The sequence below is a fragment of the Limosilactobacillus mucosae DSM 13345 genome (assembly GCF_001436025.1).
In the GTDB taxonomy this organism is placed as follows: domain Bacteria; phylum Bacillota; class Bacilli; order Lactobacillales; family Lactobacillaceae; genus Limosilactobacillus; species Limosilactobacillus mucosae.
This window is the reverse complement of sequence record NZ_AZEQ01000029.1, coordinates 1-14,930: the sequence shown is the minus strand read 5'-3', so window position 1 is coordinate 14,930 and position 14,930 is coordinate 1. Positions and strand designations below refer to the sequence as shown.

Annotated in this window: 13 protein-coding genes and 1 pseudogene; 3 read left to right on the top strand and 11 right to left on the bottom strand. The window is 46.9% G+C overall.

The window, feature by feature from the left end; genetic code table 11:
• Positions 1–110 precede the first annotated feature (110 nt).
• Complete coding sequence (locus FC47_RS09530) at positions 111–944, top strand: Cof-type HAD-IIB family hydrolase (protein ID WP_006499225.1); 834 nt, start codon at positions 111–113, stop codon at positions 942–944.
• 129 nt (positions 945–1,073) lie between these two features.
• Here FC47_RS09530 and FC47_RS09525 read toward each other — a convergent pair whose 3' ends face one another.
• Together FC47_RS09525 and FC47_RS09520 are read right to left on the bottom strand one after the other, a co-directional pair.
• Complete coding sequence (locus tag FC47_RS09525; RefSeq protein ID WP_081036776.1) at positions 1,074–1,355, bottom strand: nitroreductase family protein; 282 nt, start codon at positions 1,353–1,355, stop codon at positions 1,074–1,076.
• 236 nt (positions 1,356–1,591) lie between these two features.
• Positions 1,592–2,926 (bottom strand): RNA-guided endonuclease InsQ/TnpB family protein, encoded by a 1,335-nt coding sequence (locus FC47_RS09520; protein ID WP_056968733.1) that lies wholly within the window; start codon positions 2,924–2,926, stop codon positions 1,592–1,594.
• On the opposite strand from FC47_RS09520, the pseudogene tnpA reads away from it, so the two are divergent.
• Positions 2,902–3,345 (top strand): annotated as a pseudogene (gene tnpA, locus FC47_RS10470) (IS200/IS605 family transposase). The gene FC47_RS09520 and the pseudogene tnpA sit on opposite strands and share 25 nt — an antisense overlap.
• Positions 3,346–3,349: 4 nt before the next feature.
• On the opposite strand, the gene FC47_RS09515 reads toward tnpA, so the two are convergent.
• The 6 genes from FC47_RS09515 to FC47_RS09490 all read right to left on the bottom strand — a co-directional run bounded on the left by FC47_RS09515 (position 3,350) and on the right by FC47_RS09490 (position 10,627).
• Complete coding sequence (locus FC47_RS09515) at positions 3,350–3,598, bottom strand: nitroreductase family protein (RefSeq protein ID WP_056968732.1); 249 nt, start codon at positions 3,596–3,598, stop codon at positions 3,350–3,352.
• Between the two features lie 502 nt (positions 3,599–4,100).
• On the bottom strand, positions 4,101–4,763 hold the full coding sequence (gene pgmB / locus FC47_RS09510; protein WP_056968731.1) for a beta-phosphoglucomutase: 663 nt from the start codon (positions 4,761–4,763) through the stop codon (positions 4,101–4,103).
• A 12-nt stretch (positions 4,764–4,775) separates the two neighbouring features.
• Positions 4,776–7,028, bottom strand: a complete 2,253-nt coding sequence (locus tag FC47_RS09505; protein ID WP_056968730.1) for a glycoside hydrolase family 65 protein — start codon at positions 7,026–7,028, stop codon at positions 4,776–4,778.
• A 56-nt stretch (positions 7,029–7,084) separates the two neighbouring features.
• The gene (locus FC47_RS09500; RefSeq protein ID WP_006499229.1) at positions 7,085–8,437 is read right to left on the bottom strand and encodes an SLC45 family MFS transporter; all 1,353 of its coding nucleotides are present in this window, start codon (positions 8,435–8,437) and stop codon (positions 7,085–7,087) included.
• 275 nt (positions 8,438–8,712) lie between these two features.
• A complete protein-coding gene (locus FC47_RS09495) occupies positions 8,713–9,654 on the bottom strand; it encodes a LacI family DNA-binding transcriptional regulator (RefSeq protein WP_006499231.1) in 942 nt (313 codons plus the stop codon).
• 403 nt (positions 9,655–10,057) lie between these two features.
• Positions 10,058–10,627 (bottom strand): hypothetical protein, encoded by a 570-nt coding sequence (locus FC47_RS09490; RefSeq protein ID WP_006499232.1) that lies wholly within the window; start codon positions 10,625–10,627, stop codon positions 10,058–10,060.
• Between the two features lie 132 nt (positions 10,628–10,759).
• Between FC47_RS09490 and FC47_RS09485 the strand changes: the two genes are divergently transcribed.
• Positions 10,760–11,173, top strand: coding sequence for a hypothetical protein (locus FC47_RS09485; RefSeq protein ID WP_006499233.1), 414 nt, complete (start codon positions 10,760–10,762; stop codon positions 11,171–11,173).
• Between the two features lie 72 nt (positions 11,174–11,245).
• On the opposite strand, the gene FC47_RS09480 is transcribed toward FC47_RS09485, so the two are convergent.
• The 3 genes from FC47_RS09480 to FC47_RS09465 form a co-directional block, all read right to left on the bottom strand.
• Positions 11,246–11,434, bottom strand: coding sequence for a DUF2116 family Zn-ribbon domain-containing protein (locus FC47_RS09480; protein WP_006499234.1), 189 nt, complete (start codon positions 11,432–11,434; stop codon positions 11,246–11,248).
• A 654-nt stretch (positions 11,435–12,088) separates the two neighbouring features.
• Complete coding sequence (locus tag FC47_RS09470) at positions 12,089–13,915, bottom strand: FAD-binding protein (RefSeq protein ID WP_006499235.1); 1,827 nt, start codon at positions 13,913–13,915, stop codon at positions 12,089–12,091.
• Between the two features lie 255 nt (positions 13,916–14,170).
• Positions 14,171–14,641 carry a hypothetical protein gene (locus FC47_RS09465; RefSeq protein WP_056968729.1) on the bottom strand — a complete coding sequence of 157 codons (471 nt, stop codon included), beginning with the start codon at positions 14,639–14,641 and terminating at the stop codon, positions 14,171–14,173.
• Between the last annotated feature and the right edge of the window lie 289 nt (positions 14,642–14,930).

The window sequence follows — 14,930 nt, the reverse complement described above, 5'->3', positions numbered from 1 at the left end:
TTATATATTAAATTAAAAGCTAATTGTCTTACTGCTGTTGAATAATTTGCCTTTCATAGCCGATCATCGATATAATTTAAGCAGATACTTTTTGCGAAAGGAATTTTTTAATGAAGCAGCATCTTATTGCCATCGATCTGGATGGAACCACGCTCAACAACCAGTCGAAACTGACGCCGACAACGATCAAAACTCTGCAGACGCTCAGCCGGCAGGGTCATCTGGTCTCAATCGTTACTGGCCGACCATATTTGATTTCTGGTCACCTCTACGATCAGATTGGACTCAAAACGCCAATGATCAACTTCAACGGCGCCCTGGGTCATATTCCGCATCGCAAGTGGGCCGGCGAATACGCGGTCAACGTTACTCGCGAGATGACGCTCGATCTGTTGGCGCATAAACAGGAACTGGGAATCAAAATGGTGATTGCCGAGGATAAATATCACGTCTGGGCTGACCATCCCAGCAGCGATCTGCCCGAATTTCTGCCTGCTAAACTGGCTCCCGAACAGATTCTTAACGAACATAATCTAAACAACGATCCAATCGCCTTAACGATTCAGTTTGATCCCGCCAAAAAAGATGCGATTTTAAATGCCGTGGATCAAAAATATGGCGATTTCGTTGAACCACGCGTTTGGGGCGGCCCCTATTCGATTATGGAGCTGATTCGGCGCGGGACGCACAAAGAAGCTGGGCTGCGTCGCTTAGTCAAAGAATATCAGCTCAGTCCTGATCAGATCATTGCATTCGGCGATGAGCACAATGATGCCGAAATGCTCAGCTATGCCGGTCGCGGGGTTGCCATGAAAAATGCCGTTGACGACATTAAACAGATTGCTGATGACGTAACGCCGCTTGACAACGATCATGATGGCTTGGCTAAATATCTGCAGGATTATTTCCATCTCGATGCGGCTAAACTGCAGCTGGCAGAATAAACAATCATTCCAATGCGTACACGTAAAAACAGCGTTGCTTTAAGCTATCAAAGCTTGCGGCAACGCTGTTTTATTTTGAATGCCAATCTTATTTCCCGGGAACTCGAATCAGACGGTTTTAATAAAATACTAGTCTTTCTTGATCCAATTAATGGGAATCCGCTTGATATCAAGATCGCGCGGCGTCAGTTTTTCCTTGGTATGACCCAGCGTAATCGCAAAACAAGGCGTCATCCCCGCTGGAATTACCGTTTTCGGCAGCGATGCCAGGCAGGCCATGTTATAGTTAGCGGCCAAGCCTTCATTTTCAGCAGCCAGCTCCATGTTATGCACGATGATCCCAGCATCGATAAATTCCAGCTGGCCGGGATCTGGTGATGAAACAACGATCAAGGTCGGCGCCTGATAGATATTGTCAAGCTACCCCCGAATAAAATTCGGGGGCTTGTAGACTTCACCCATCAGTTCATCGCTGAATGAGTTACTAGCTACAATTTGCCTAGATAAAGCCAGCGTAGCAACATCTCAGATAATAAATTATCTTCGGATGGCACTATGTCTTACAGCCAATAACTAGGCCATTTAAGATCAAGCTAACGCCTAATCTAGGGGCGCAAGTTTCCAAACGTCCCTTTCTAATTCTAAAACTAATAAATTGCTTCTAGATTTTGGTCGGGTCTGGTTAGCAAGCGTTGACCCTTCGCTAAGATATTCAAAGCAGCATTGTGATCACGAATGTGATGAACATGGCAGTTAGGACAAGTCCATTCACGATCATGAAGAGTCAATCGTTTGGTACCTTTGCTGCCCATCACGAAGCCGCAATCATAACAAGTTTGGGTTGTGTAAGCTGGATTAACTTCGACAAACGTGCGCCCATACAGCGGGGCCTTATACTCCAGCATACCCAAAAAGATCCGCCAACCAACATCGGAAATACTCATTGCCAGGGCATGATTTTTAAGCATATTTTTACTCTTCAAGTTTTCCGCAACTACCAAATCGTGGCTCTTGATTAGTGCAGTCGAGGTTTCATGAAGGAAGTTTAGGCGCCGATTACGAATCCGTTGATGGATTTTGGCAACGACCAGCTTCTCCTGCTGGTAATTCTTGCTTGCCCACAAAGGACGATGCTCTTTTTTGGCACGCCTTGCCCGGCGAGAAAGAATCCGTTGGTGTTTTGCCAAGTGCTTTTTGAGGGCACGATAATAGTGGGGATTAGCAACCTGCTTCTGATCACTGGTAGTAAGAAAGTTTTCGGTGTTTAGATCAATACCAACTGCTTGATTGGTATTGGGTAAAGCTTGGTGGAACGGCTCATCACTTTTAAGCAGTAATGAAACGGTCCATTGCCCGGTCGCGTAGTGCTTAATTGTAACAGTGGCAATCCGTACCAACCGATTAGTTGGTAATGAACGGTGTAATTTCACCTTAATAGGACCTAACTTCGGTAGCTGGATATGGTTATGATCTAAAAATCTGATTGACCCATTATAAAGCGAAGGAGCGCCCCCGTGTTTCTTTACGGTTGCACTCGAATAATGATTGGAAGTCGAATATGACTGAACAGGACGGCTTTTTCGCTTAAACTTTGGTTTTCCGGCAGTGTGTACTTTCCGAAACATATTCCAAGCGGCCTTATAATTAACTTCGGTATTGGTGAACATATCACTATCAAGATCATCATCACCAAGCCAAGGATATCGTTGAGCAGTGATACGAGCTAAACCAGTCGGCCGTTTTTGGCTCTTCTTAATTACCTTACCGTTCTTGTCATAACGCCAATATGCTTCTGGAATTGGGTATCGCTTATCAAGTTTGCTTTTGATAATTCTACTATCAGTCCAACTATTAGCTAACAATTGGTTATAAATGAACCGTGAAGCATTCAGATTCTTCCACAAAATCTTTTCTTGTTTCCAATTTGGGTATAAGCGTAACTTTAGCCCCATCATATATGGCAAATCATCTTTTTTCGGCATGTCATTTCACCCCCTTTACTAATTTCAATTGTACTACTAAATATCGGAATGCCACATTTACAACGCCAGCACTAGTCAACGAGACGAAAGATATTCTAGGCACATTGCCGATCTTCATGATATTACGATAGAAAAAATGGAAGTGGTGCCAGATCATGTTCATATGTTGATCAGTTTTAAGTCCAAGTATTCAGCAACTAATATCGTTAAGGCACTGAAGGGGGGGCAGCGCGCGAATATTCCTACGTAATCATCCAGAAATCAAGCAAAGGCAATACTGGGTGGGGCGGCCATTTGTGGTCACGTAGCTATTACATGGGACACTGGGAAACATGAGTAAAGAGGTTGTAGAGCGTTATATTGCCAACCAGAGGACGACTAAAAGTAACGCTGGCAGACCACCTCTCAAAAGAAAATAACGTCTTACCGCACTAATAAAGGGGCATTCCTCCCCCGATTAAAATCGTGGGATTCCTGCCCAAGTTTTAATTGAATCTGATTTAGCACCTTAGGATCTTGAATCACCGTCAACCGATGATTGCGGTATTTTCCCAAGCCAACTGGACTGGTTTCCGCGGCCAGTAGAATCGGCTGCAGCTCTTCGCTGGTCAGCGGCTGATCATCATATTCGCGAAATGCCCGTCGCGACTGTAATAAATCCATCAATTCCATTTGTTCATCCCCCTTGCTAAGCTCTTAATTGTCTACGTTTAGTTTAGCACCGATTTTACTGGCTGATTGATATCAAGACTGAAACATTTAAATAATTGTATTTATTAATGCTACATTGGCAAAATCTGTTTGCCTGGCGTAATTAAGCAGTTGGTCCATCACGTCAGTATTTCCGTTTCAATTTGGTCATCGCTTTGTTTCAGCAGTCGGCCACCGTCAAATCAGTTCGATTAACAGCCAACCAGACCGTTTCCCTCAACTAACAGCCAACCAGACCGTTTCCCTCAACGTCATCATTAAATATAAAAATTCCCCGCTCCATTTTTGAAGCAGGGAATCGGCCTTTACCAATCTGATTTGAAATCGACCTTTTTCAACCCGTATCGTTATGGCAAGCTTGCTTAACCAGCCGATTTGAAAATAATCCAATAAAAAATGGCCCGCGAAATGAATTCGCAGACCATGTTGAGAGAGAGAATTTTGATTCAAAACGAACTTTTAATTAGTCGAGCTGAGCCTTAATTGCTTCTAACGTAACGTCCTTGGTTGCGTCAAAGCGAATGTCGGCATCATCAAGTCCGGCACCAATACCGATTGAGAGCTCGCCAGCATCGTTAATGGCTTGAACGCCGGCTTGAGCATCTTCCAGACCTGCCACGTTGGCAACAGGCAGGTTCATCATTTCAGCAGCTGCGATATAGATGTCAGGAGCTGGCTTACCATGCTTAACCGAAGCCGGGTTGACGATCCCATCAAAGTAGTCGCTTAACTTCAAGTACTTCAATACCTTAGGCGCGTTCTTGGAAGCCGATGCCAGTACCATTTGATAGCCCTTGGCACGAATATCATCCAAGAAGGCCTGCATGCCTGGCAGAACATCAGCTGGCGTCAAGGTTTCAACCAGACGCAGGTAGTTGTCGTTCTTTTCAGCAGCCAGGGCTTCCTTTTCGGCTTGCGTGTAGTCGTTTTCGTGACCACCCGCCTTTAAGATCAGCTCCAGCGAATCCATCCGGCCGACGCCCTTCAGACTTTCCTGCAGTTCTGACGTCCAAGTCGTTCCTACCTTGTCGGCTAATTGATGCCAGGCTTGCGTGTGGAAACGAGCCGTGTCGGCAATAACGCCGTCCAGGTCAAAGGCAAAACCCTTCAGATCTTCAAACTTCATGTAAAATGCCTCCTACTTCAGTTCCAGATCCTTACCAGCCAAGTCAATGGTCAGTGGTTCACCGGATACCAGTGATACGTGCGTGCCTTCCTTGTCAACCAGCACCTTGATGACGCGGCCACGGAAGACCTGCGTGAATTGGTATGAATCCCACTTCTTAGGCAGGAATGGTGCGTAGTGCAGCTTGCCTTCACGAATCCGCATGCCAGCAAAGCCTTGCACGATATCCAGCCAGCTACCAGTCATCGAAGTAATGTGCAGACCATCGGAAGTGTCGTTGTTGTAGTTGTCCAGGTCAAGACGAGCAGAACGGTCATACAGTTCAACGGCCTTGTCTTCGTAACCCAGGTCAGCAGCGATGATGGAGTAGATCGATGGCGACAGGCTTGATTCGTGAACCGTGTATTGTTCGTAGAAGTCAAAGTTGTGCTTCTTTTCTTCTGGCGTAAAGTCGTCGATGAAGTCCCAGATACCTTGGATAACGTCACCTTGCTTAACGTATGGCGAACGCAGGATCTTGTCCCATGACCAGTGTTGGTTGATTGGCAGCTGGTCGCTTGGAATGTCGGCAACCGGCTTCAGATCCTTGTCCAAGAAGCCATCGTTTTCAGGGAAGATGTCACGTTCCTTGTCGTATGGCAGGTACATGTTGTCAACGATTGCCTGCCACTTGCGCTTTTCATCTTCAGTAACGTTGAGCTTGGCAGCTACGTCAGCGTCAACTTCCTTCAGCACTTGCAGCGTGTACTTCAGCGTCCATTGGCAAAGCAGGTTCGTGTACCAGTCGTTGTTGACGTTGTTGTCGTATTCGTCAGGACCAGTTACGGCATGCAGCATGTACTTGTTTTGACGTTGTGAGTAGTGAACCCGGTCAGCCCAGAAACGAGAAATTTCAGTCAGAACCTTGGCACCTTCATGCAGCACGTAGCTCTTGTCGCCCGTGTAGTTGGTGTAGTTGTAGATTGCGTAGGCAATGTCACCATTACGGTGGATTTCTTCAAACGTGATTTCCCATTCGTTGTGGCATTCAATCCCGTTGAACGTAACCATTGGGAACAGAGCACCCTTCAAGCCTTGTTCTTGAGCGTTGACATAAGCGCCATCCAATTGGTCGTAACGGTACATCAGCAGGTTGCGGGAAATTTCAGGATCGGCAACACCCAGGTAGACTGGCAGACAGTATGCTTCAGTATCCCAGTAGGTAGCACCACCGTATTTTTCACCAGTAAACCCTTTAGGACTGATGTTCAGGCGTGAATCATTGCCGTAGTAAGTTGAGAAGAGTTGGAACAGGTTGAAGCGAATCCCTTGTTGAGCTTCGTCATCGCCATTGATTTCAACATCGGCCTTGTTCCAGCGTTCTGCCCAGCCAGCAACGTGGGGAGCCAGCAGATCATCAAAGCTTTGACCATCCAGTTGACCAGCCAATTCGTCCAGACGTGCAACCAGTGCTTCTTGCGTGTCAAAATCACGTGAAGTTGCTACCACGGAACGCTTTTCCAGTTCAACTTCTGCACCAGCAGCCAGCGTGCCGGCAAAGTCGTTTTCAGCCGTCTTGGCAGTCGTGCCGTCGCCAACGTGTTCCAGCGTCGTCTTGGTAGTCGTCTTTACCCCAACCGTAAATTGAGGCGTGCCGAATGGATTTGGCTTCGTCTTGGAAACCAGCAGTGCATGTTCGCCAGCTGCCTTTTGTTCTAGTACATCCCAGAACTGTTCATCATAGTTGGAGTCTTCGTTGTAGACGTCACCATTGATAACACTGGCAACTTCCAGCTTAGTTTCAGCATCGCCCAGGTTCTTGACGTGCAGACGCTGACCAACCAGTTCCTTTTGGGCTACGCTGACAAAACGTTCAAACGTAAAGTGCAGCTTGGCACCGCCAACTTCGGCCGTAAATTCACGGGCAAAGATCCCCTTCTTCAAGTCAAGGTCCAGTTTGAAGTCAGTTGGTTCCTGCTTAGCCAGATCCAGCTGTTCGCCATTAACCTTGATCGTCAGCTGCAGGAAGTTGGTACCGTTGATCATCTTGCCAAAGTACTTTGGATAGCCGATCTTCCACCAGCCGACCCGTGTCTTGTCTGGGAACCAAACGCCACCGTAGTAGACACCTTCCATCTTGTCGCCAGAGTAGCCTTCTTCAAAGAAACCACGCATCCCGAGGTTTTCGTTGGCCAGACTGGTCATTGATTCTTGCAGGCGCTTGTCTTCAGGAGCCCACTTGGTAGTTACGATATTCCAAGGAGCGACATCAAAAGTTCGTTTCATAAGATATTATCCTTTCTCAATCTCAATTAATTTCTAAGTTGCAAAATCAGTCAAAACTAAGCAGCGAACGTTTCCTTGATGGCGTTAACGGAGAATGCACCGATTGCCATTACGATCCCACCCAGCAACAGCATGTGTGGTTGGGAGTTGCCCAGCATTGGGTAAAGGAAGAAGCTGCAAAGTGAGGCAACAATCTGTGGCAGACAGATCGAGCAGTTGAACAGACCAAGGTAGGTACCCATGTGCTTACCAGACAATGCGTTGGTAACGATCGTCAGTGGGTAAGTGTTGATACCGGCCCAGCCAATTCCGACCAGTGCGTAAGACAGAATCAAAGCGTATTGGTTGGAGAAGAAGCAGACCGTTGCGAAACCAACCGCACCCAGCAGCAGCGAGCCCATGTAGCCAGCCTTGTGGTACTTGTTAGGCAACTTAGCCAATACGTAGGACCATACAACAGCGGCGATTGACTGAACGGCAGCCATCACACCGTACCAGTTACCAGCAGCCTGGTAAGCGGCAGAACTTGCGTTGGTCGTGTGCCATACGTTTTGAGCAATTGCACCAGCGGAGTAAGTCCACAGGTATTGGAAAGCAAACCAGCAGAAGAATTGTACCAAAGAAACCGTCCAGAAGGCCTTTGGAGCGTGCTTGAGCAGTTCAACCCAGTTACCGCCTTCCTTGTTGTCGGATTCCTTGATGCCGTGGTACTTAGCGTAGGTTTCAGGGTCATATTCCTTAACGTGAGTCATCGTCAAAGCACTGGTACAAATCAGCAGAATAGCACCAATGTAGAAGGCCCAGCGAACCGAAGGAGGAACGACACCCTTAGGAGCCGTGTTCTGCAGACCAAACCAAGTCAGCAGGAATGGGAAGATGGCTGCCAGAACGGAACCAATGTTGTTCAGCAGACTCTGAATACCATAAGCATAACTCTTTTGATCATCGTTGACCATGTCACCAACCATCATCTTGAATGGTTGCATGGCGACGTTAGAAGACAGGTCCAAGAAGGCAACGGTAATTGCACCGAACATCAATGCCGCAAATGATCCATACCCAAAGCCAAGACTACCTGAGTTTGGCAAGAGGAGCATAACGATAACGGCAACGATCGTACCAAGCATCAGGTATGGCAGCCGGCGACCGCCAAGTTTTGGTGCCCAGGTCCGGTCAGAGTAGTAACCAACGATCGGCTGCACGATCATACCCATCAATGGTGGCAAAATGAAGAACCACCCAAGACTGTTAGGGTCAGCACCAATCGTTTGGAAGATCCGACTCATTTGAGAACTTTGTAAAGTAAAGGCCGTCTGTACGCCAAGAAAACCGAAGTTAATCATCCAAATCGTTTTCTTGGACAAATATGGCAAGCCAGAGGTCTGTTTCTTTTGTTCTACTTCACTCATGACTTAAAACTCCTATCCTAAAAAATCCACTCAATAAATAATTGCCAAGTCGTGTAAGCGCTTCATGACTTTTAACACTTAATAATATATCAAATGAATTCGTTTTCCGCAACCGTTTGCACACAATTTAATGCAACCGATTGCGCAAAAATCTTAAAGAAAAGCCGGCCCAGCAAGGAATGGACCGACTTAAAAATTTTTTATTTTTTTGACGATTAATTCCTACGCTTTGAAATCAATCATGTTTTTTAGTATTTCGGCAGTCTGACTGGCAGCTAGTCAACCTTAAAGGCAACAAAGGCATGCTGCAGATTAGGATTGAACAGCAGCTCAACCGCCTTTTTGCCCAGCTCATGCGGCTGCAGATCAACTTTTTCGACGGTTGGCAGCAGCATCCCCAGTAATTTGCTGTTGTTAAAGCAGATCACGGAAAGCCGATCCAGCAGATGCATTTCCTGCAGCTCATGATTCAGTTTCAAAAACAGCAGGTCATCGGCACAAACCAGTCCATCGACCTTTGGATGCTGACTAAAGAATTCACTGGCCGATTGCGTGTCATAATACCAGTCCAGCTCCGGCAGATGCCGCTCCGCCAGACAGTTTTCGTAGCCCAGGCGCCGATCCTCCTCATACTGCCAATGATATGGCGAGCTGACATAGGCCAGATTAGTGACGTCATGATTGATCAGCAGCTGTTTGGTAGCCGCATAGCCTGCCGCGACGTTATCGTTATCAACATAGCGATCGTTTTGGTGCCGCTCGGGATGACCGATTACCACAAAATTATAGCCATGCTCGCGCAGATAGGCCGCTACTGGATCATGTTCCAACGTATAGAACAATAAGAAGTTATGAATTTTTGACTGCAGCGCCATGGATTTAACCGCGCGCAGCAGTTTTTCCTGCGTGGGCGCCAATGCAACGACCATTGAGTAGTCGCGTGATTCCAACGCTGAAGCAATTCCCCGCATCAAGTCGATATGAAATGGGTTGGCTGGCGCTTCATCGGTGGTTACTGGAAAAACCAGTCCAACCATATTGGCCTCGCCCCGGGTTAGATTGCGGGCGGCATAGTTTGGATGATAGCCGATCTCAACGGCAATCTTCTTGATTTTTTCGCGCGTTGCCTCGCTGATTCGCGGGTTATCATTTAAAGCTCTTGAAGCCGTAGAAACCGAGACTCCCGCGCGTGCCGCGATATCTTTAATTGTTGCCATGAACTGACAAAGCATCATGCCGATTCAAGTAGTTCAAGATTATTGAACTGGCAAAACAGGCATGACTCTCCTTTCATTATTAATAGATAGTTTGAACCAATGGATGGCTCATTGATAAAAATCAGACTGCAGCTAAGCATATGCTTGAATTTCAAAAGTTTGCCATATGCCAAAAGTACTGATTTAATTTTGAAGTGAATAACTTAATTTTAGTCGTATCATGGCAAAAGGGTCAATAGTCGTTTAGGTAAAAGGATTAACCATTTTAAAACCGCAATTCCTAGTTGAAAATCGTTCCGACAACGAACCCTTCTAACGTCCAGTCTGTTGCTTTGGCTTTGAGAACATAGCATTTTTTTGCCTGGATCATCCCCTCCACCGTACTTGCGATTAAAATAGTTTTTTACTCACGCGGTACGATGCGGCCATCCGGGTAGACGTAATAGTCATGACCATCATAGCTGCCAGCCGTATTATGCGCGTTGCGATATGCCGAATCCTGGCCCCGAATCCAATAAACCGGCTGACCATTCGTATCGGTAGCCATCGTGCCGTTTCCTTCCGACATGTAGGACCATTGAATATCGCCATTGCCATATTTGGCGTCAACCGCGGCAATCGCTTCTTGAACCGAATTGATGGCAGCGGATTGACCAGCCGAACTCCCCGCGGTCTGACTGGCGTTTTGATTTGTACCTGACGCTTGGTCAGCTGCTTGATTGGCACTGCTCGATGTCTCTGATGATGAGCTCTGCACCGTTTGACTGCTCGAAACGCTCGCACTAGAAGCAGAATTTTTGGAACTGGCCGTTTGCCGGGTCGCTTTTTTGGCCGTCTTTTTCTTATGGTGTGTTGCTTTTGAAGATGTTTCCTGCTTTGCTGACGAATGGTTTTCCTGGCTCTGATGATCGCACCCCGCTAGCATCAGACTGCTCAAGCCAATAATACCGAGCATCTCTAAAGATTTTTTCATAATTGCCTCCCGTAACCTTAATTTGGTTTGTCAAGTTTCAATATCAGCATGATCTGATTATACCGCCGTCATCATGCCGATTGATTAATGGTAAAATAGTCGTAGTACTTCAAATGAAATGAGGATGTCATCTTGGCCAGCAATTTTGCCTTTTTAAAATCTTATCATGGCATGCATAAACTGCATCATCTTTCTCATATGGCCGAAAAAGCCTATCGCAATGGGCAGTTTGCCACTGAGGCCCTGTTGATCAGCGAGATCAGCGGTCGTTTGATTCGCAAGCTGGTAAAACAAGAATTGCCCAATCTGAATCACCCCTTCAACAGCGAGGATGGCTTGATCATGCTGCAGGCCACGCAACTGCTCAATGACGAATTGATCATGCTGCTGACTCAATTACGTGCGGCCGGCCGCCATCCCAAACGAATCGACGCGGCTTTTGCCTATCAGGTCATGGTTAAGCTGCACTATCTGCTTATCTGGTACGTCAATCATTATCTGGATGGCCATGAGGAACCCGGCCATTTTAAGCTGCACCGGCATTAACATCAAAAAAAACAGGCAGTGCTGTTTCAAGCCCCACTAAAGCTTGAGACAGCACTGTTTTTGTATTTAAGATCAGTTTTTCTGGTGCTGCTTGAGCATCTTAAAGGTCAGCCCAATCGTCAGCAGCAGGCGCATCAACAATAGACCAGCCAAAATCAGATCACGCCGCCGTTTTTGGCGCGCCGTCTTGACTGTGTGGCCGCATTTTGCACAGATTTTTTCGTGAGCCTTAAGTGGAGTTTTGCAGTGTGGACATTTCATTGACAACACGTCCTTTCTAGTTTAGCTGTCTTTATTTTACGCCGATTCAACCTTACTGAGCGTTCTTTTCGATAAATTTCCAAGTGTTATTAAAACAGACTTTTTAAGCTCTTTTTGATTTTTTATTCAGAAATTTCCGAAAAAGGCTTGCACTTAGTAAACCGTTATACTATTATATTTATGGGTCGTAAGGAAAGTGTTTTCAATCCTGCTTTTCTTTCATAACTTGTTTTATCGTGAAACCGTTCGTGCAGGCAGTCGACGATAGCCATCCCCTAACTACGCCAAGTTTGCTGATGACTGTCACCGTCAATCCATCGATCTGCCGCCAACGTTTGACCGACCCTTCCTTCGACCGTTGCAGTACGCCAACTCCAACGGTCAGATGTTCATTTAACCTCAAGGCGATCCTTCGTCTTTCCTCAAAATCGTGAAGCTGCCGGTACTGGTATGCCAATCCCCAGTACCGGACTCTCAATCCCTTTAAATCCACTTTAAGGCTTCACGTCTGATCATCCTTGTTTGGCAGGCTCATCTCTTATGACTGACTCTTGTTCACTCTAATCATTAAAAATTTAATCCACATTACATCCATGAGCCTGCAGACAACTAAAAAAACCGTCATCGAACGCAAAATTCGGTGACGGTTTTTTATTACTTTGATTTGACTTTGCTCAGTGCATCAGCAACTGCTTCACTCAGCGCGCGGCTGGTCGTCGTTGCTCCCGAGATGGCGTCAACGGCTGGCGTATTGGCACTGATCATGTTCTTTTCAAGCTGATCAAAAGCCGCCTGACCGATCTCTTCGTTTTCATGATTCTCCAAAATCTCAATTTGACGCAGCTTTTGATTTTGATAGGTTACACGGACAACGATTCGGCCGCCCATGCCATCATCCGAAACGCCCAGATACTGATCCGGCCCTACCATATAATGCTGCGCCGACAGATCCAGCAGATCATTAATATGCACCGTAACCGCATTATGCAGTCGCGCAACGTTGACGGCATCCTTTTTTGGCTTAGCGGCATTTTCGCCCGCGATCTTGCCAAAAATCAGACACTCAGCCAGATTACCGCCACTCTGATAATAGTTAGCGGCAATTCCGCCCAATTCACCGGCGCTGTATAAATGCGGGATCGGCTGGTCATCAACGTTTAAGACGCGCGCTTTTTCATCATGCTGTGGTCCGCCCTGCGTATTCAACACGTTGCTGGCCAATTTAATTGCATAGTATGGCCCCGCCCCGAACTTACGCATGGTATCCGTATCGCGACCGGTCTGATAGTCACGGCCAATCTCTTTAAAATGATTGAAGTCAGTAACCGTCTGCGTCAGGCTGATTGCCGGCACGTGCAGCTGTTTAGCCAGTTCTGGCAATGAATCCGCGCTGAGCAGCTTTTGCATAAACTTCGGATAGGGCAGGCGCCGGTCATCTTTTTCCTGCTGAGCAAAAACCTCGTACTGCGCCTGGTCAAATACCAGATAAGGATGTTTTTGATAGTGCGGCAGAACCCAGTGACCATGTGAATATAGATGACCGTGACGTGCAGGCTGATTTTCCGCAAAAAAGCGCGTGCCATCATCGCCAATCACAAAAATACTGCCATGATTCAACTGCGACCAGCTTTGAATTACCCGGCCCCGATGCTGCGTTCCCTCTTCAGCAAATGTCAGTCCGGCCAGCGTGCCATAGCTTTCGTAGTTTCCCATGTGCCAAAGCTTAGCCTGAACTTCTTGGGCCATTTTAATGCCATCGCCACGGTTAAACAGTGTTCCCATTGGCATTAGCGCCGGTTTTTGCAGATAGTTTTGAATCATTTCCCGATTGTTTTCAAAACCGCCCGTTGCCAAAACCAGACCATTCTTAACGGCAATCCGATAATCCTTACCGCGCCGACGCAGCTGAACGCCCTTTACCACGCCGGTTCGTTCATCCTGGTACAAATGCCGCGCCCGCGTGTTGAGCCAGACATCGATCCGGTCCGCACGCTCAACCACGTTTTGCCGCAGTATCTTCCATAGCGCCGCATCCTTATCGCGTCGGTGAACCAGGGCAATGTCGACTGACTCGCTGTCGGCCAGTTCTGGATACTCAGCCAGCGAGTGCTTGGGAACGACTGGATCGCCTAGGCGGATGTCGTCTTTCCAGCTAACTGCCTTAACGCCCAGGTACTTTTCAAAATAGTCCGGCATATTTACCAGTCCGCGCAGATATGTCTGCATCAGCTTAGCCGGTACCATATAATCGTCATTGAGCTGCTGATAGTACTTGGTCAGCTGGCCGATTCCTTTGCCCATTGCAACGTGCTGTGAGGCATAGCGCGTATTGCCGCCTTCTCTTCCCAGGGGTGCCGTATCAACCAATAAGACGTATGCTCCCGCGTCAGCCGCAAACCGAGCTGCCGTAGCACCAGCACCGCCAAAGCCCACGACAACCACGTCATATTGGGCATTCCATTGAACATCATTGGCTTGCATTAATTTTCATTCCTTTGTTCTATTTAATTACTCTTTTAGTCTAACTGAAGCCAGTAGCCAATGCCAACTATAAAAAGCCGCCCGTAAGCGACTTAATTGATGGAATATTTGCTGGTCAACATTGATTCAATTGCAAAACCGATCGTTGAATCTGATCCGTTATTTTCTTCAGTATCAATCGTCTATACTAAAATTCTCAGTCGTTTTGTCGTAGCAGAACCGTCTTGACACATAAATCAGCCGCCGCTAAACGGATTAGGCTGTCCAGTCATGGCAGAGCCCGAAAAACGCATTTCCAACAACAGCAACATGACATGGCCTATCAACCAGCTTAATGCCCTGCCCTTGCCAATTGTCCAGTGGTGATTTTAAGCTGTTATGATAAAACCGAACGTGACGGCCTTCATAAATCTGAATCGCTCCTTTCTGCAGATAAGCGACCGGTATGAATTCGACCTGCGACTGTGCATTGCGGCATTCCGACCATTTAATCGGCTCCGGCAGCTCAAAGTCGTCAAAGCGTGCGCAGTTCAATACTTGTTCCAAGACCACGCGCCCACGAAAAATAACGTTATCGCGCTCCGCTCCGCTTAACAGCTCGCCTGGTAGACCATCAGAAAAACACACCTGTTGCTGATAGTGGCTTTCCAGCATTTTAAGCTCTGGCGGCAAAACTGCACAGTAGCCCTTTGAACAATGGTAAACCATCAACTCATACGTAAGCATTGTTATCCCCACTTTAACAATCACTGCCAGACTCACCCCTCCATCTGACACGATTAATAAATTATTTTTTATTTAATTTAATCAATAATTAAACGCATTTGGTGGTTCATGCATGTTTTTTATTATTGCAAACATTTTCATATTTTGCAAAATCTGTTCCAGACAGTTCTCATTAACGAAACACGGTTGCATCCAGGCTCATTTTCAACTGTAGCTGTGCGCAGAGATGCTGCTGGATCCGACCCCATTGATGATCGCCAGTATAGGTCAACCACCATCGGCTAAAGTC